Source organism: Paenibacillus lautus (assembly GCF_050482385.1).
GTDB lineage: Bacteria > Bacillota > Bacilli > Paenibacillales > Paenibacillaceae > Paenibacillus_AQ > Paenibacillus_AQ lautus_B.
Genome location: NZ_JBCNHV010000005.1, coordinates 380,270 through 396,786, shown reverse-complemented (window position 1 = coordinate 396,786; position 16,517 = coordinate 380,270). Strand labels below are relative to the sequence as shown.

The 16,517-nt window shown below is 48.6% G+C and carries 15 protein-coding genes; 12 read left to right on the top strand and 3 right to left on the bottom strand.

The genetic code is table 11. The annotated features are described in order from the left end of the window. Positions 1–10: 10 nt before the first annotated feature. Positions 11–391, top strand: coding sequence for a DnaJ family domain-containing protein (locus ABEW73_RS09465; RefSeq protein WP_430164623.1), 381 nt, complete (start codon positions 11–13; stop codon positions 389–391). A gap of 124 nt (positions 392–515) precedes the next feature. Here ABEW73_RS09465 and gluQRS read toward each other — a convergent pair whose 3' ends face one another. Beyond that, positions 516–1,493 carry a tRNA glutamyl-Q(34) synthetase GluQRS gene (gene gluQRS / locus ABEW73_RS09460; protein ID WP_430164620.1) on the bottom strand — a complete coding sequence of 326 codons (978 nt, stop codon included), beginning with the start codon at positions 1,491–1,493 and terminating at the stop codon, positions 516–518. Positions 1,494–1,675: 182 nt separating this feature from the next. On the opposite strand from gluQRS, the gene hrpB reads away from it, so the two are divergent. The 7 genes from hrpB to ABEW73_RS09425 all read left to right on the top strand — a co-directional run bounded on the left by hrpB (position 1,676) and on the right by ABEW73_RS09425 (position 10,020). Further along, positions 1,676–4,186, top strand: coding sequence for an ATP-dependent helicase HrpB (gene hrpB, locus ABEW73_RS09455; RefSeq protein ID WP_430164617.1), 2,511 nt, complete (start codon positions 1,676–1,678; stop codon positions 4,184–4,186). Positions 4,187–4,264: 78 nt separating this feature from the next. Next, the gene (locus ABEW73_RS09450; RefSeq protein WP_430164614.1) at positions 4,265–4,816 is read left to right on the top strand and encodes a general stress protein; all 552 of its coding nucleotides are present in this window, start codon (positions 4,265–4,267) and stop codon (positions 4,814–4,816) included. 198 nt (positions 4,817–5,014) lie between these two features. Next, positions 5,015–6,211 (top strand): acyltransferase, encoded by a 1,197-nt coding sequence (locus ABEW73_RS09445; protein ID WP_430164611.1) that lies wholly within the window; start codon positions 5,015–5,017, stop codon positions 6,209–6,211. A gap of 294 nt (positions 6,212–6,505) precedes the next feature. Beyond that, positions 6,506–6,865 carry a helix-turn-helix transcriptional regulator gene (locus tag ABEW73_RS09440; RefSeq protein WP_071220214.1) on the top strand — a complete coding sequence of 120 codons (360 nt, stop codon included), beginning with the start codon at positions 6,506–6,508 and terminating at the stop codon, positions 6,863–6,865. A gap of 42 nt (positions 6,866–6,907) precedes the next feature. Further along, on the top strand, positions 6,908–7,912 hold the full coding sequence (locus ABEW73_RS09435; RefSeq protein WP_430164608.1) for a Gfo/Idh/MocA family protein: 1,005 nt from the start codon (positions 6,908–6,910) through the stop codon (positions 7,910–7,912). Between the two features lie 194 nt (positions 7,913–8,106). After that, positions 8,107–9,378: an MFS transporter gene (locus ABEW73_RS09430; protein ID WP_430164605.1), complete on the top strand. Its 1,272-nt coding sequence runs from the start codon at positions 8,107–8,109 to the stop codon at positions 9,376–9,378. Positions 9,379–9,459: 81 nt separating this feature from the next. Next, positions 9,460–10,020, top strand: a complete 561-nt coding sequence (locus ABEW73_RS09425) for an ArsR/SmtB family transcription factor (RefSeq protein WP_430164602.1) — start codon at positions 9,460–9,462, stop codon at positions 10,018–10,020. A gap of 66 nt (positions 10,021–10,086) precedes the next feature. Here ABEW73_RS09425 and ABEW73_RS09420 read toward each other — a convergent pair whose 3' ends face one another. Continuing rightward, entirely contained in the window at positions 10,087–10,650 is a 564-nt protein-coding gene (locus tag ABEW73_RS09420; RefSeq protein WP_430164599.1) for a TraR/DksA C4-type zinc finger protein, read from the bottom strand. A 238-nt stretch (positions 10,651–10,888) separates the two neighbouring features. Between ABEW73_RS09420 and ABEW73_RS09415 the strand changes: the two genes are divergently transcribed. Then, positions 10,889–11,266, top strand: coding sequence for a DivIVA domain-containing protein (locus ABEW73_RS09415; RefSeq protein ID WP_098746829.1), 378 nt, complete (start codon positions 10,889–10,891; stop codon positions 11,264–11,266). A 68-nt stretch (positions 11,267–11,334) separates the two neighbouring features. On the opposite strand, the gene ABEW73_RS09410 is transcribed toward ABEW73_RS09415, so the two are convergent. Next, on the bottom strand, positions 11,335–11,841 hold the full coding sequence (locus ABEW73_RS09410) for a cupin domain-containing protein (protein ID WP_430164596.1): 507 nt from the start codon (positions 11,839–11,841) through the stop codon (positions 11,335–11,337). 308 nt (positions 11,842–12,149) lie between these two features. Between ABEW73_RS09410 and ABEW73_RS09405 the strand changes: the two genes are divergently transcribed. From ABEW73_RS09405 to ABEW73_RS09395, 3 genes are all read left to right on the top strand, one after another. Continuing rightward, positions 12,150–14,834 carry a CHASE3 domain-containing protein gene (locus tag ABEW73_RS09405; protein WP_430164593.1) on the top strand — a complete coding sequence of 895 codons (2,685 nt, stop codon included), beginning with the start codon at positions 12,150–12,152 and terminating at the stop codon, positions 14,832–14,834. 274 nt (positions 14,835–15,108) lie between these two features. Continuing rightward, on the top strand, positions 15,109–15,996 hold the full coding sequence (locus tag ABEW73_RS09400) for a PRD domain-containing protein (RefSeq protein WP_430164590.1): 888 nt from the start codon (positions 15,109–15,111) through the stop codon (positions 15,994–15,996). A 1-nt stretch (position 15,997) separates the two neighbouring features. After that, positions 15,998–16,495 carry a PTS sugar transporter subunit IIA gene (locus ABEW73_RS09395; protein WP_430164587.1) on the top strand — a complete coding sequence of 166 codons (498 nt, stop codon included), beginning with the start codon at positions 15,998–16,000 and terminating at the stop codon, positions 16,493–16,495. The last annotated feature ends 22 nt before the right edge of the window (positions 16,496–16,517 follow it).

Genomic DNA, 16,517 nt, shown 5'->3' with positions numbered 1-16,517 from the left:
CTGAATAATAATGAGCATCTTTTCCAGATTGGCTGAGCAGAAGATTGAAGAAGCGATCCGCAACGGAGAGCTCGATCATTTGCCTTATGCCGGGAAGAAACTTCCGATCGATGATCTTTCGCACATTCCAGAGGATCTGAGAATGTCCTACCGCATCATGAAAAATGCGGGTTATGTTCCTGAAGAAGTTACACTTCGCAAGGAATGCGTTCAGTTGTATGACCTACTCGGCGCTGCCCAAAACGAGGGTGAGCAGGAGCAGCTTCAACGCAAACTGAATGAAAAGCATCTAAGACTGCAATGGTTGCTGGAACAGCGGGGACTTAGCGGCAATAGCGCGTTTACGCAGTATGAATCCAAGGTCAGGGAACGATTGACCCATGAGGAATAACAGAACAGCGCCAGCCTTACTTCTCTTTTCGAGAATGATCGTGCTGGCGCTGATTGTTTGTCGAGATACGAAGGAACGTAATTTGAATAATGCTCATGAATCCCTTTATTTCGGTGAGCCGCACTTAGGATTCAAACAGCTGGTTTTTTACATGGTCCGTCATTTTTATCGGGGCAGAAGATACTTTCGATAAGTCAAAAACAGGAATTAGATCCGCAGGGCGAACGGATTCCGGATGATCCAGAAGACCGGCGGTCCAAGCCAGCCAGCCGATAATGCGTTCGGGCATAATGCCCTGGCCGCGAAGAAATGAGAGGCTAAGTCTGCGGGTTCTCTTGGCGAGCCTTCTGCCTTCCGCATCCACCATCAGCGGGGTGTGCGCAAACTGTGGCGGCTGGTAGCCTAACGCTTGGTATAAGAGCAGCTGACGTGGGGTGGAGTCCAGTAGATCGGCTCCTCGGAGTACATTGGTTATGCCCATTAATGCATCATCCACGACCACCGCAAGTTGATAAGAGATCATATCGTCCGCCCTGCGAACCACAAAGTCTCCTCCATCGGATAGCCGGTAGGACTGCTCTCCGGCGATGCCGTCAACAAAGGAAACGATCGTTTGCGGTACCTTCATCCGCAGCGAAGGCTTCTTATGAAGCTCTCTAAGCGCCGCTTCCTCCCGAGTTAAATCTCTACAAGTTCCCGGGTAGCGGAGGCCTTCCGATGCAATGCCATGCGGTGCGCTGGCTGCAGCCGTGATATCGGCCCGACTGCAATAGCAGGGGTATAGTTTATTCGATTCCCTCAGCTTGGCGATTTCCTGCTCGTACAGCTCCTGGCGCGCCGCCTGATGATAAGGTCCATAGGCACCGGCAAGACCGGGACCTTCATCCCAATCCAAACCGAGCCATTCCAGATCTCTCATAATCTCGACGGCAAGTTCCTGTCGGGAACGCTGGACATCGATATCTTCTATTCGGAGTATATATTGGCCGTTCATACTCCTTATTTGCAGCCATCCAAGTAAAGCGGTCAACGCATTGCCGATGTGCATCTTGCCTGATGGCGTAGGGGCAAAGCGACCGCGAAATGTGGCATGCTGCTCCATACATTTCACCTTCCGACTCCATGAATCTTGATGTTTACTTGGGAACGATATTCATATTGTAGCGCAATTATATCGATACTTTCCAGCCGTGGCGAACAAGGAGCTCCCCTTGACGAACATCGGCTGTTTTATATAATTAAGGGATTATATTGATATTTAATAGGATAACTGGAGATGTATCCATGACTGAATTACCGATTCACCGAATACTTCCACAATTGAAAATGGCTTTATCTACTGGAACCCATGCGGTTTTGATCGCTGAACCGGGTGCAGGCAAAACGACCCAGGTGCCCTTAGCATTTCTGAATGAACCCTGGCTGGAAGGCAAGCGGATCATCATGCTGGAGCCCAGAAGGATCGCAGCCCGCTCAGTTGCGAGTTATATGGCTTCCTCTTTAGGGGAGGCAGTTGGTGAGACGATCGGATATCGCGTCCGAATGGACAGCAAGATCGGGCAGAACACGCGGATCGAAGTTGTGACGGAAGGCATCATGACGCGCATGCTGCAGAATGATCCGGAATTAACCGGCATCGGTATGATTATATTCGACGAATTTCATGAACGAAGTTTGCAGGCCGATACCGGCCTGGCTTTTGCGATGGAATCCCAATCGGTGCTGCGGGAAGACTTAAGGCTGCTTGTCATGTCTGCTACCCTTGAGGCAGAACCGGTCGCGAAGCTTCTTGGCGATGCCCCGGTCATCGTTAGCGAAGGGCGTGCTTTTCCAGTGTCTACTCACTATTTGCGCTCATTCTCTCTTGAAGAGTTACATAAAGGTGCTGCGAATGCCATCATGCGGTCATTCGCCGAACAGCAAGGCGATATCCTTGTATTCTTGCCGGGCGCCCGCGAAATCAGGAGAACCGCTAATGAATTATTAAGAATGAGTTTAGGCCAAGATGTCGTCATTCGGGAGTTATACAGCGCGCTTCCGGTGGAGAAGCAGGATGAAGCGATCAGACGCGATTCGAAGGGCAGGCGTAAAATTGTACTCTCCACAAGCATTGCCGAGAGCAGTATTACCATCGAGGGAATCAAGACCGTCATTGACAGCGGTTATATGCGGACGGAGGTGTTCTCGCCGAGAACGGGACTGCCGCAACGGATTACAAGACGGTTATCCCGGGCATCCGCGGATCAGAGGAGGGGAAGGGCTGGGCGTGTATCTGCTGGTGTATGTTATCGCTTATGGAGTGAGGAAGAGCATCGCCATCTGCCGGAAAGCACCATTCCCTCGATCCGTGAATCCGATCTGACGCCGCTGGCCTTGGAATTGGCGGTATGGGGGACGCGCGACCCGGAGCAGCTTGCCTGGCTTGATGTGCCGCCTCGACCAGCTCTTACGCAAGGTCAAACGTTATTGAAGCAGCTGTCGGCTCTGGATGATTCGGGCAGTATCACGCAGCATGGCCGTGAGATGGCGCTTCTCGGGCTTCATCCAAGGCTGGCCCATATGCTCCTGAAGGCACAAGAACTAGGCGAGACATCGCTGGCCATCCGGATCGCTGTACTGCTTCAAGATCGTGATATCATGAGCAGAGGTGAAGCCTTAAGGGGTCAGGATATGCGCTCGCGCGTAGAGCGGCTTCTCGCGTATGAACAGGATGGGCAGCGGTCCGGCGAACAAGATAAGTCCAATGAAGCCGTACTGCAGCGGATGAAACAAGAGATCAGGAAACTGCATACACAGCTAAATATCGCATATACAACAAGCGGGGACCTGAACCTCTGCGGACTATTGTTGTCATTCGCTTACCCAGACCGGATCGCAAAGAACAGGGGAGGAACCGGGTTCCTCATGCGAAGCGGCAGAGGCGTGAAATTGGTATCGGTTCAGCCTATGAGTCGTGCCCCTTATATTGTGGTCGCTGCTATAGATGATCAAGGTGCAGACGGGAATATTCAGCTTGCCTCTGAAATGGATGAATTATGGCTCGATAAGTATTATCATGATGAGATGGAACAGCATAAAGAGGTCGTATGGGATGCTGCTTCCGGCAGCATCAGGGCGAGGCAGAGGCAGATGCTTGGAGCGCTCGTTATCAAGGAGCAAGCCTATTCGAATCCGACTGGGGAGGAAATAGCCCTAGCCTTGCTGCAAGGGATCAGACAGGAGGGCCTTGGATTGTTGCAATGGAGCAAGGCAGCGTTACAGCTGAGAGAGCGGCTCGCCTTTATGTTCCGGCATGATCCCGAGGGGGATTGGCCTGATGTTTCGGACGAAGGTCTGCTGAATCAGGCGGAGGAGTGGCTGCTCCCTTATTTGGAAGGGCTACGAAATCGACATGATGTGAGACGTCTTGCTCCGGGAACGCTCTTGGAGCATATGCTTAGCTGGGAGCAAAAGCAGCAGCTTCAGAAGGAAGCGCCGACTCATATCAGGGTGCCGAGCGGGTCCCTGATCCCAGTTAACTACAGTGATCCTGAACAACCGTTCCTGGCCGTTCGTCTGCAGGAAATGTTCGGACTTCAGGATACGCCGCGAATTGCCAATGGACGAGTTGCGTTGACCTTGCATTTGTTGTCACCTGCACAAAGGCCCGTTCAGGTAACCTCGGATTTATCCAGTTTCTGGCGCAGCGGCTATTTCGATGTGAAAAAAGACTTAAAGGGAAGATATCCTAAACATTATTGGCCTGATGATCCCATGGAGGCCACTGCAACCCATCGGACCCGGCCCAAGGCTTAACAGTGCAGCGTCACGTTTAAATTCTCCTTCCGTCGGGTAATGTTAAATATGAACGACCACCGATGAGGAGGGTTTATCATGGAGAAGAAAATTGTTGGAGTATTCCGTTCGGAACAGGAAGCGGCTCAAGCCATCGAGCACCTTCAGCGGCATGGGATTCCGAACGATGCCATTTCCATTATAGCGAAGGATAAACGCGAAGCAGACATGATTGCCGAGCAGACGGGGACAATGGCGCCAGAAGGAGTAGCTGCAGGCGCAGCAACAGGCGGCATACTTGGGGGTACGGCAGGTTTGCTGGCAGGACTTGGGGCTTTGGCTATTCCCGGCATCGGTCCGATTCTTGCCGCAGGACCTATTGCAGCAACGCTTACCGGCGCAGCAGTGGGTGCGGGAGCCGGGGGGCTGGTCGGTGGTTTTATCGGCCTTGGCATCCCGGAAGATGAGGCGAAAGAGTACGAGTCCTATATAGAGCAAGGACGGATTCTGGTACTGGTTGACGCTGATCAAGAAAATACAGGCATCTACGATATATTCCGCGATTATGATTATAGAAACGAGGGTCGTGCCGGTGCCGTTGATCCGGATCGGGACGATTCGCTTCCACCGCGAGGCACTACGCTGCTGTAAGGAAACAAACCCGGTTCTCATTGGAACCGGGTTTTTCTATAGATATCAATCCCAGCTGGCTGAGTCGCAGAAGTAAATAACAAAGTGGACCTTCATTCGAGGGTCCTTAGGATCAGTAAATAATTGGATTACCCGATTAAGGGCAGTGTCCCTTACAATGAGGAGTGTTCACACGAAGTCAGACGAAGGGGGAGCAGTATGCCCAAAGAAAGAATACCGGAAATCGAGCGCTTGCGGGGAATTGCTTTCCTGGCTGTAGTCTTACAGCACTCCATCGCACACTATTCTGTCGCGCCGGGAATGACGACAGGCGATGGTTTGATGATGGCAGTTCTTCTGATGGCGACGAAATTTGCTGTGCCCGTCTTTATTTTTATTACCGGCATGGTGCTGTTTTATAACGATAAAGGTCAGCTGCATTACGGAAGGTTCATCAAAAGGCGTTTTGGTGATATCTACGTTCCGTTTGCGGTATGGACCTGGATTACTTTATTGATCAATCATAAATTTAATCCTGCTGTAATTGAGGATTGGAAGTATCTTGGGGAAGTATGGTTAACCGGAAAATCGAGCTCGCATTTTTGGTACATCATTATGCTGTTTCAATTCTATTTGCTGTACCCGCTGTTCCGCTCCGCTATATTAGGAATAAAGAAGCGATGGGGCTGGCAGACGCAGCTTACGATATTGATTTTATCCGGGCTATTGTACGTGGGTTTAACAGGAATTATCAATGATATTGGCCAATGGATGGGAAGCCTGAATATCCCGGTATGGAGTGAGCTGTTCACAACCTACGCAGATCGGAATGCACTCTATTATTTCTTCTATTTTGCGCTGGGGGCGGCGGCCGGTTTATACCATGACGCTTGGAAAAAATGGCTGCAAAAGGCACGGCCGGCCATATGGCTCGTCTTCGCATTTTTGTTCGGATGGATGCTCATCCAGGCCGTTAATGAGATCCGTTCCGCCGCGAATGGCGCGATCTCGTTCTATTCCTTATCGCTGCTTCGCCCGATGATGGCACTTTTCCTGATTAGTTCTATATTGGTCATGTACGATGTGGCCGGTTGGATATGTCGTCATGCCGGAGCGGGAGCGAATGCGCTTCTGACCTCCATTGGGCTCTATTCGTATGGTGCTTACCTGATTCATCTATTGACACTGCGTATAAGCTATGCAGTCGACGAATCTTTGCTGATCAGCATGCATCCTCTGGTTCGGATACTCTCTTCATGGATCATCAGCGTGGGCGTGGCTTATGGTGCCACTCGCCTGCTCGCCAAGCTGCCGTTCGGGAAGTGGCTTGTCGGAATCGCTGGAGCAAGAAAAAATCGCGGGGTTCGCCCATACGGCAAATCGCGTCCAACCACCGGCACATCCACCGGGATGTGAAGAATTAACCCCACCCTTCGAGGGTGGGGTTTTTAATCCTTTGATCCACCAACCACCCAAAAACAGCAGATGAAAAACCCTACATTATATAATTTCAACATATGAAAAATTCACAATAGTATAAACATTGACGCTCTTGCATCACTCTTCTTCATCCAACACCCAACTACGTTTCAATCTACGCCTTCTTGGTTTAAAAAGAGAGGGATGCTTCCTATTGTGCAAACTGGGAAACTGTGGGTTATAATTAGGTATATTATGGGACAAGTAGCTCGTGAAGGAGGAGGCGTCCAGATGGCATTTATGATCGCCCAGCGTGCTTTTATCAAAGTATATCTCATAACCATGGTGGAGCAGCAGCGCGGATATGGATATCAGATGCTGGAAGAACTGCGGCAAGAATTCAAGAGCCATGGGTATTCACCGCCGCAAAGCGAAATTTACCGGGCTCTGCATGAGTTGGTGCAAGAGGGTGTATTATACCGTACGAAGCAGCTGAAAGGGAATGATCCGCGGGTCGATTTTCAAGAAATCGTTCTTTATCATTTTACCGATGACGGTGCCGAGAAAGCTAAACTCTACAAAAAACAGGTTAAAACAGATTTGGATCGATGTTTGGGGATTCTTCATAAAGCGGTCAACGATAATTTTTAGAATACCATCTGAATGGAATTCAGCCAAAGGAGGAATGACCTCGTGAGCAAGAAATTGCGCTTTGGAATTATGAGTACTGCTCGGATTGCAAGAAATTCAATGATACCAGGCATATTGAAATCGGAACGCTGTGAGGTCGGGGCGGTCGCTAGCCGCAATGCAGACAAAGCAAGTGAGCTCGCGGATCGATATCATATCGGGAAATACTACGGATCTTATGACGAGCTCCTGGAGGACCCCGACATTGATGCGGTATATATTCCTTTGCCGAATCACCTTCATAAACCTTGGACCATTAAAGCGGCACAAGCGGGCAAGCATATCTTATGCGAGAAGCCGGCAGCCCTGACCGAAGCGGATGTCCGTGAAATGGCTGAGGCTGCTAAAGCAAACAACGTGCTGTTCGCGGAAGCCTTTATGTACCGATATCATCCGAAACACGCACGTGTACGCGAAATCATCGAAAGCGGCGAAATCGGCCAGCTTCGCGGAATTCACGGATCGTTCACCTTCAACAATGCGGAGGATAAAAGCAATGTTCGTTACAGCAAGGATATGGGCGGAGGTTCGATCTATGACGTGGGATGCTATCCCATCTCGGCGGCGCGAATGATATATGGGCAGGAGCCCAAGGCTGTAACGGCCCATGCTTTTTTCTCTGAGGAGCATGACGGTGTGGACATGATGGTCCACGGGATGGTGGAATTTGAAGATGGACTGGGGCTTACATTTGATTGCGGGATGTGGACATATTCCAGATGCTCTTTAGAGATCGCGGGAACCGATGGCAGGATTGAGCTTCCTTCAGCCTTTGGATGGGAGAGGATGGAGGACATGGCCCAGATCTGCGTTCATACGGCCAAGGGATCCCGTGAGGAGAAGGTAGGGATTTACAACCATTTTGCACTGCAAGCGGATGCTATGGCAGCGGCCGTGATGGACGGCACGCCGCTCCCCTATGGTCCGGAAGATGCCATCAGCAATATCAGAGCCATTGAAGCATGTCTTCAAGCAGCCAGATCCTCATCGCGAGTGGTCATTAAATAAGGAGCAACGCTCTTAAAATATTCGTTAGACCCCATAAATCGCCGTGATGGCGATTTATTTTTTTTACCTATTGCATTCCTCTTCAAAATCATTAAAATAAACTTAACGATAAAATAATTTTAACGTAAATATTATTTTAATGAATTGAAAAAGTTTAATGATGTTATCCATTTAACGAAGAGGAGTAGGAAATCATGCAAAATGCCGCTGTTTTAGAAAAGCAAGGATTTGGTCAGCTCTTGAAAATCCGTCCCTACCTGATTTATTTATCTGCCCAGGCCATTACCCGATTCGGGGATTCCCTGGATTCCATCGCTTACAGCTGGATGGTCTATATGCTCACAGGTTCAGAACTATTAATGGGTACATTGTTTGCCTTTAACTTTCTGCCCGGGCTGCTTTTCAGTTTGTTTACCGGCACCTATGTCGATCGCTGGCCGAAGAAACTCGTCCTTGCTTTAACCTATCTCAGTCGCGGCATTGCGGTTTCACTAACGGCTTTTCTGTACGCTGTGGGTTCTCTTGAAGTTTGGCATTTGTTTCTGTTTACGTTTCTAAATTCAACCCTGGAATGCTTCTCCAGACCCGCCGAGACCTCTATCGTCCCCCGGTTGCTGCCCAAGGATAAACTGCTTGCAGGCAATTCTTTCTCAACTTCCGTAAGTCGGAGCGCAGAATTAATCGGTTTATCAATCGCCGGAGCCCTTATCGCTCTGATCGGAATTTCGGGAACGATCCTGATCGATGCCGTAACGTTTCTCATTGCAGCCTCTATTATCGCTTTTATGCCGAATCCAGAGGCAGCCGAACAGGCTGAAGCCAAGGAAGCCTCCACACAGACAGAGATGACTAAAACGGTGCTAGGCGACATTAAAGAGGCTCTCCTATTTGTGAAGCAGCATACGCTGCTCCTCATAACAACTATGCTCGCTATGATCAATAATTTCTGTTTGGCACCCCTGAATGTGCTGCAGCCGGTCTATGTTAAGGAGACATTGGGTGCCGGAGCCGGAGGTCTGAGTGTACTAGGAACGGCCCTCCTGATCGGCATGATTTGCAGCGGGCTATGGATTGGACGCTACGGCAAGAGCTTCAAAAAGAGCACGTTGATCATGTCAGGATCTGTCCTGCTCGGAATCGGTTATTTTGCGTTAGGGATTCCAGGACATCTGCCGGCATGGCGCGTGGAGTCTGCAGCGGTCTGTATGTTCATTGCCGGTTTCGCCGTCTCCATGCTGAATGCCCCTATCTCGACGTATCTGATGGAAGTAACGCCTAGGCATATGCTCGGCAGAATAGGTGCCCTTATGGCGGTGGCGTGCACGGCTGCCATTCCTGTGGGAAGCTTGATTACAGGAGTTGTAGCGGAGCATTACTCTCCTCCCATTCTGTATTCGATCATGGGAATCGTCATGATACTGCCCGTCATATTCCTCATTCGGAAGAAGAGTTTCCGTGCCATTTAAATCTTTTGCGTTTTGTAATTTCGATATTCTCGGCCTATAATGAAAAGAAGCGAAAAATAACATGAAGCTGAGGTGTACGGTGTGGAAACGAAGGAATTGACTACACTGGAAGAGATCAAAATATATTCAGATCCATATCGGCTCCAGATTTTGAATGTATTGAATAAGATTGACCGTCCGGCAACGGTAAAGGAAGTTGCGGACAAAATCGGGGATGTGCCTGCTAAAGTTCATTATCATATGAAAAAACTGGAGCGAATCGGACTGGTCAAGATCGTATCCACGAAGGAGATCAACGGTATCATTGCTAAATATTATGAGCCTTTTGTCGGTACGGTAAAGATCAAACGCGGGGCAAATTCCGAGGAGCCGGTTATCAAGGAATTAATTCGAACCGAAACGAACAAACTATTATCCGAGTTGTTTGACCAGAATAGAGACCGCTTCTTTAAAAATATGAGTCAAGAGGGCGAAACAACCTCCACGCTGACTAATACAACCTTGTATATGAGCGAGGAAGAAGCGCGTGAATTTTTTGTTGAACTGGATAAAATGTTGACCCCCTATAAAAAGAAACGCGGTGAAGGTTACGACGAATATGAGTTTTTTGCTTCCAATGTTCGGACACATAAAGAATCTTGATCACGGAAAACAAGCTGGTACCTATCGTGCAGGTACCAGCTTTCCCTTCTATTTTACTGGATAGGTTCATACATTCTTCTTATAATCGTTTTGTCCAGGTTTAATGGACATGCCGGGAGAGGTGGACGTTCCGTAATCTTCTACGGCATCCCACGCGCCAGCGTCATCAAATTTACCGTCGGCCGCTTGGCGGTTGACGCCAGCTCCGGAAGGGGGCGGGGTCATGACATCCTCTTCAACCGGCCGGTTGTCGTTGATATCTTTCCGCGGCGTATGTTCGAGACAATAGGCCGTATAAGGCAAAGCTTCCAGCCGCTCGTACGGAATTTCTAGGCCGCACTGGACACAGGTACCGTATTCGCCCTGGTCCATTCGCTGCAAGGCAGACATAATCTGCTCCAATTCATGATCGAGCGTTTCCTGAATGGCCAGGTCCCGTTCGCGTTCGAAAACCTCGGTCCCTACGTCGGCGGGATGATTATCGGCTGCGCTCAGCTCTCCCGTAGAGTCCCGAAGGGAATGATCCCTATTGGTTTCATCGCGGGACTCCAATTGCTCTTCCAATCGTTCCTTATCACTGAGCAACCGTCGTTTAAGTTCATTGTATTGTTGTTTTGTCATCGTTGTCATTGATAAGTCGCTCCTCTCTTTCGCTAAGTACACAATAAAGCTTCTTATGTAAAATCAATACCCGAAATGGATTGGTAACAATCACATGAATTATGGGAATGGCAGCCCATCGTTTTTGGAACATTCTCCAAAAAAGCCCTGGATTGTTTTAATCGCAGTGCTTAATGTGATATAAACAAAGATAGAGAGAGAAGGCTAAAAAAAGTAGGGCTGCGCCAATATTTGGAGGTAAATCATTATGGATGAACACATGAAACGCCGATTGGATAAACAGAAAAAGCTATTTAAGCAACTAGGCATTCAACTGGACGCTTTGTCTATCCATGAAAAGAATTTTTCGAATAAACTACGGGGTTATGATCAGGAGGAAGTGGATTCCTTTCTAGACGAAGTGATTCAAGATTATGAGCGGTTTTATGCCACCATCTCCGATCTTATGGATAAATGGCAGGAGCAGCAAATCACCATTCGCGATCTCAGGGCTGGCGTTAAGCCAGAGGCAGAGCGCCCGGCCTTGAACCCGGAAGAGATTGAAGAGACAGTGGCGAAGCTGGAAGCCGACTTGCATACCCTTAAGAAGCAGATCCGCCCTGAACAAAGATTTTATATTGATTGATGCCATATCGTCGCGAGCGAAATCATTACATAAGAAGCGTCCCAATAACAATAACCACACTTGGCCGATTACCGGCTGCGTGTGGTTTTGTTGTTTGGGTGCCCGGTTATGAGTAAGGGTGGCGCCGGCAGAGGATCATCCGAAATGTCACTCTCCATTTTGTGTAGCGAGACAGGTGTAATGAGCGCCTTCGAGTGAGGTTTCTTGTACGTATCATCACATTGCAACGCTTCTGCTCCCATGAGCGTATACGCCCAGACCGACGCAATGTCTATTTGGTGTGGGCGCTCAGTGTTATACACCAATAGCAAGATCGTTCCAGGCGTTAGCGCTGTTATCCAGTGACACCAATCCATGGGGGCGTGTACCACCTGACCGGGTACGATCTGATATACGAGATTCTGATGAGTAACCGGATCGATCAGGGAATAGCTGATTTCTCCCTGAATGACGTAGCACAATTCGTCCGTGTCCGGGTGGCTATGGGGGGAGAGGCCTTTACCACGTTCAAGGTGGATTTCTGACATCATCATGCCTTGCAGAAGAGGCAGCTCCAGTGACGACACATTCGCCACTCCGAGGCCTGCTATACGCTCAGCCTGTTTCCTGGAATGATAAACATGCCTCGTCAATGCAGTATTCCCGCTGGCGCTTTAAAGGTCATCATACGAGTAACGCCTCCTTTGTTGTGAATGAGAGCCTATTATGTTGTACAAGCGTGTTCATCTATAATATATGCCCACACGTTTATAAATCTGACTGCCTACGACTAAAGAATCATTGATGACATCAAAACTGGTTTTGCTTGTAAACCATTTTCATAACAATTACTATGAGAATAGGAGCAGACTTAGACTGATAGATGACAAGGGAGGTTAGCCATTTGTCTAACAACCTGAAATTCAACATCCGCAGCAAGATTGTAGTTGGATATTTAATAATATTATTATGTCTTGGAGCTTTTCTCTGGATTGTATCAGACCGCATCTCTTCTCTGCAGGAAGAGGCGGATTTTATAGAGAAGCATGATATCGAAGTACATAATCTCACGCACGAAATCGAGAAGAATTTACTTGAAATGGAAACCGGTCAGAGGGGGTATGTGATAACGGGGGATGACACCTACCTGGAACCTTTCAACCAAGCGCTGTCGTCTTGGCAGATTAACTATAACAAGCTGTACAAGCTTGTTAGCGATAATTCAGAGCAAGCCAACCATCTGGAAAATATTAAGGAGAATATCAAGGAGTGGATTACCAACGCCGGTCAGCCTGCGGTCCAATTGAAGCAGCTCGGACAGGATGAGGAGGCTCTTCATTTCTTTATTAACGATCCCGGCCAGCAAGCCATGAACTCCATTCATGAGCTGTTCCTCTCATTTCGAAGCAAAGAACGTGAACTGACAACCAGCAGGATTGAAGAGATGAAGGATAGCAATACCCGTTTATTGTATACGATGTATCTCCTGTGGGCTGGTGCAGCGCTGATTACCATATGTGGAGCTTGGGTGATATCGAAGAGCATCGTAAGGCCGATCACGCAGGTAACTCATATCATCTCCGATATTGTCAGAGGCGGTAACCTCTCCCAACGGATTCATGTGCGATCCAAAGATGAGGTCCGCCAGTTGGCGGACACAACCAACGAACTTCTTGCACAGGTGGGCAGACAGAACTGGGCCAAGGATCATATTTCGGTTATGTCGACGCTTCTTCAATCGTCCGATCGCGTGGAGACAGCCGTACAATTTTTCATTCATAAGCTGGCTTTGATTATGAAGCTGCCGTACGGTGCCGTTTTTATTAACCGGGGTGGATCGGAACTGGTAAAGGCAGCTGCTTTTGCCGATCCGGATGGTGAGCCCTGGAACAAGGTCAGAGACCGTTTCCTGCCAGGCGAAGGTTTGGTGGGACAATGTATGCTGGAGCAGCGAATGATTATTCTGGACGATATACCACCTAACTATGTGCGGATTGAATCGGGGCTGGGTGATGCCGAGCCTACCACGCTGCTGCTAGCGCCCGTTATGTTTGAAGGACAAGTTCTTGGGGTCATTGAATTGGCCAAGTTCAAGCCCTTCGATGACTTGGAAATTCAGTTGATCGAACAACTGAATGTTCAGCTTGGGGTAACATTGAACTCGATTCAGAGTAAAATGGAAATCCAACAATTGTATCATGAATCCCAAACGCTGAATGAGGAGCTTCAGAGTCAGACCGAAGAACTACAGGCCCAGACCGAGGAGCTGCAAACCCATTCCGTGGAAATGCATATGCTGAACGAACGATTGGGGGCCCAGAAAGAGGCCGCATTAATCGCAGCCAGCGAATTGGAAAAATACGCGAAAGAGCTGGAGAAGAGCTCAAAGTACAAATCTCAATTTCTGGCCAATATGTCCCATGAGCTGCGGACACCGCTGAACAGCATGTTAATTCTTTCCCAGATTTTAGCTGAGAACAAGCAGGGGAACCTGACGGAGGAAGAACAGCATTACGCTTCTGTCATTCATAATTCAGGCAGTGAATTGCTGAATTTAATCAATGATATTCTGGATCTGTCCAAGGTCGAGGCCGGAAAGATGCAAATCGAAATGGACTTGGTAAATTTGACGGAGCTGCCAGAACTGATGGAAGGTTATTTCTCCAAAAGCGCGGAATCCAAAAATCTGGAATTTGATATTGAGATGGCCGACGACTTGCCTGACCTGATGTACAGCGATGGGATGCGGCTCCATCAAATTCTGCGTAATTTGCTCTCAAATGCAATTAAGTTTACGGAGAGTGGCAGTGTTAAACTACGAGTGAAGAAGATGAATTCGATTGTGACCTCGGATTTTGTGATCAGTGGCGACGTCATTGCTTTTTTCGTTGAGGATACCGGAATCGGGATAGCAGCAGAGCATCTTCAACCGATCTTCGAAGCGTTCCAGCAAGGCGAAGAGGCTACGGCCAGAAAATTCGGGGGAACGGGTCTCGGCTTATCCATATCGCTGCATTTGGCGAAACTGCTTGGTGGGTATATTACCGTGGAGAGCGAGGAAGGAATCGGGAGCACGTTTGTTTTATATTTACCGCTGCTAACGGAATATGGCAGCAGCGAAAGTATGTTTATGCTGCCTGAAGTGGCTGCCGCTTCAAGCAACGCCAGTTGGAGTGATCTCCCAATGGAGGCATTCGACATGGAAGTAACTAGCCGATTGGAACACAAAACCGTATTGATCGTGGATGATGATATTCGGAACGTATACGGTTTGACCAATGTGCTGGAGAAACTCCAGATGACCGTGCATACAGCCCAGAACGGATTCGAATGCTTGGAGATGTTATACACACATCAAACCATCGATGCGGTGCTGCTGGATATGGTCATGCCGGAAATGGACGGAGTCGAAACGATGAAGCGGATTCGCGAGAACCCGGAATGGGCGCAGCTTCCCATTATCGTGATGAGCTCCAACACAATGAGGGATACGGATCAGTTTCTCGCAGATGGCGCGAATGGATATCTTCACAAACCCATTCATATCCAAGAAGTGATCCATACGCTCCAGAAATGGATTGGGAAATAAGGGAAGCGATCGAATATTTACCTGTGGCGGTAGCTTCGGATATTGTCATAATGTCGTATGTTGACGAATGCGAGCCAATTGTTTTATGATGGATTCATAGCAGGATCATAAGACGGCGTGTTACCTTAACAGGGCATGAGCCAAGAAGAGACAGCTTTCACATGGGGTCTTTTCTTGGCTTTTTTAATGTTTTGGGGAATCAGTATGCAGCATTTCTACGAACATGAATCCTTCGCCGTTTCTCTGATTAAACTTAAAGGAAAGGGGGAAGTTTATGAGCGGGATCGAGTTGTTTACAGTCGTTCGTGTTATTGGTAACAATGTCGTGATGGTCACCGGCGGTAAGAAAGAATCGGAATACGTCATTTTGGGCAAAGGGATTGGCTTCGGCGCCAAAGCAGGCGGAACGATCGCTTCGGACGACAAGCGGATTGAGAAACTCTTCAGGCTGGAGGATCGGGAGCAGTGGAGTCAAGCTCACCATCTGCTGGAAGAATTTGATCCACAGGTGATGGAGATTACAGATCAGATACTCAATCTCATTGGACAAGAGTTTCCGGGCACATTAAATGACAAGGTGTACCTGGCACTTCCAAGCCATATCCAGTTTACGATATACAGAATCCGTAAAGGCATGGATATTATTAATCCTTTCCTTGAAGAAACCCGGATCAGCTTCCCAAAAGAATATGATATCGCAGCCAAGGCAGCGGAATTAATCGGCAAGGCTTTCGATATCGAAGTTCCGGAGGACGAGATCGGCTTCTTGACCTACCATGTGTATTCCGCCGTCAGCCATGTACCCGTGGGCTATCTGGTGAAGGCATCCAATGTGGTGGGAAACCTGGTAAGGTATATCGAAGAGGAACGGCAGGTCGCTTTTGACCGGGGGAGCATGGATTATGTCCGTCTTCTGATGCATTTGAGGTTCTCGGTAGATCGTATGTTGAATCAAGAAATCCATGTGGATAACCCGTTCGCGGACCAAATCCGCTCCAAGTTCACGAACGAATACGGTCTGGCAACACGCCTCGCAGGCATGATGGAGAAAGAACTCGGCAAGAAAGTACCTGAAGCGGAGGTTTGCTTTCTAGCGATGCATCTATATCGGCTCTTCACAGGCCGGCTACAACAAAAGAATCAACCCAGGGAGGAATCTTAATATGTTTGATCGTTGGAAAAAGAAAAAAACAGCTACTGCCATTCAACTCACCGCACCATTGTCAGGTAAAGCCGTGCCTTTATCGGAAGTGCCCGATGAGGCATTTGCTGCTGGCCATATGGGAAAAGGCATAGCCATCGAGCCTACCGAGGGCAAATTAATTGCGCCTTTTAACGGAACTGTGGCACATGTCATCAAATCCAAGCATGCCGTGATGCTGGAGGATCCAGCGACCGGTCTGCAATATTTATTCCATATCGGGATTAATACAGTCGGCTTGAAAGGCGAAGGTTTCACAAGCCATGTTCAAGCGGGTGATCAGGTGAAGTCGGGTCAGACGCTCATCGAATTCGACATGGCTGCAATCCAAGCCGCAGGTTATCCGACGATTACCCCGGTTATTGTGACCAATGCCGATGAGGTGGCTTCCAAGGTTGACGGTCAGACCGGTAATGTCGTGTCCGGCCAGGACCCTGTCCTGACCATAGAATTGAAATAATTCAATTCTATAGGCGATTGAT

Bases quoted from the DNA above. Each gene is read 5' to 3' on its own strand.
- gluQRS (WP_430164620.1), bottom strand. From the start codon at position 1,493: ATGGAGCAGCATGCCACATTTCGCGGTCGCTTTGCCCCTACGCCATCA.
- ABEW73_RS09465 (WP_430164623.1), top strand. From the start codon at position 11: ATGAGCATCTTTTCCAGATTGGCTGAGCAGAAGATTGAAGAAGCGATC.
- ABEW73_RS09450 (WP_430164614.1), top strand. From the start codon at position 4,265: ATGGAGAAGAAAATTGTTGGAGTATTCCGTTCGGAACAGGAAGCGGCT.
- ABEW73_RS09430 (WP_430164605.1), top strand. From the start codon at position 8,107: ATGCAAAATGCCGCTGTTTTAGAAAAGCAAGGATTTGGTCAGCTCTTG.
- ABEW73_RS09420 (WP_430164599.1), bottom strand. From the start codon at position 10,650: ATGACAACGATGACAAAACAACAATACAATGAACTTAAACGACGGTTG.
- ABEW73_RS09400 (WP_430164590.1), top strand. From the start codon at position 15,109: ATGAGCGGGATCGAGTTGTTTACAGTCGTTCGTGTTATTGGTAACAAT.
- ABEW73_RS09445 (WP_430164611.1), top strand. From the start codon at position 5,015: ATGCCCAAAGAAAGAATACCGGAAATCGAGCGCTTGCGGGGAATTGCT.
- ABEW73_RS09415 (WP_098746829.1), top strand. From the start codon at position 10,889: ATGGATGAACACATGAAACGCCGATTGGATAAACAGAAAAAGCTATTT.
- ABEW73_RS09395 (WP_430164587.1), top strand. From the start codon at position 15,998: ATGTTTGATCGTTGGAAAAAGAAAAAAACAGCTACTGCCATTCAACTC.
- ABEW73_RS09440 (WP_071220214.1), top strand. From the start codon at position 6,506: ATGGCATTTATGATCGCCCAGCGTGCTTTTATCAAAGTATATCTCATA.
- hrpB (WP_430164617.1), top strand. From the start codon at position 1,676: ATGACTGAATTACCGATTCACCGAATACTTCCACAATTGAAAATGGCT.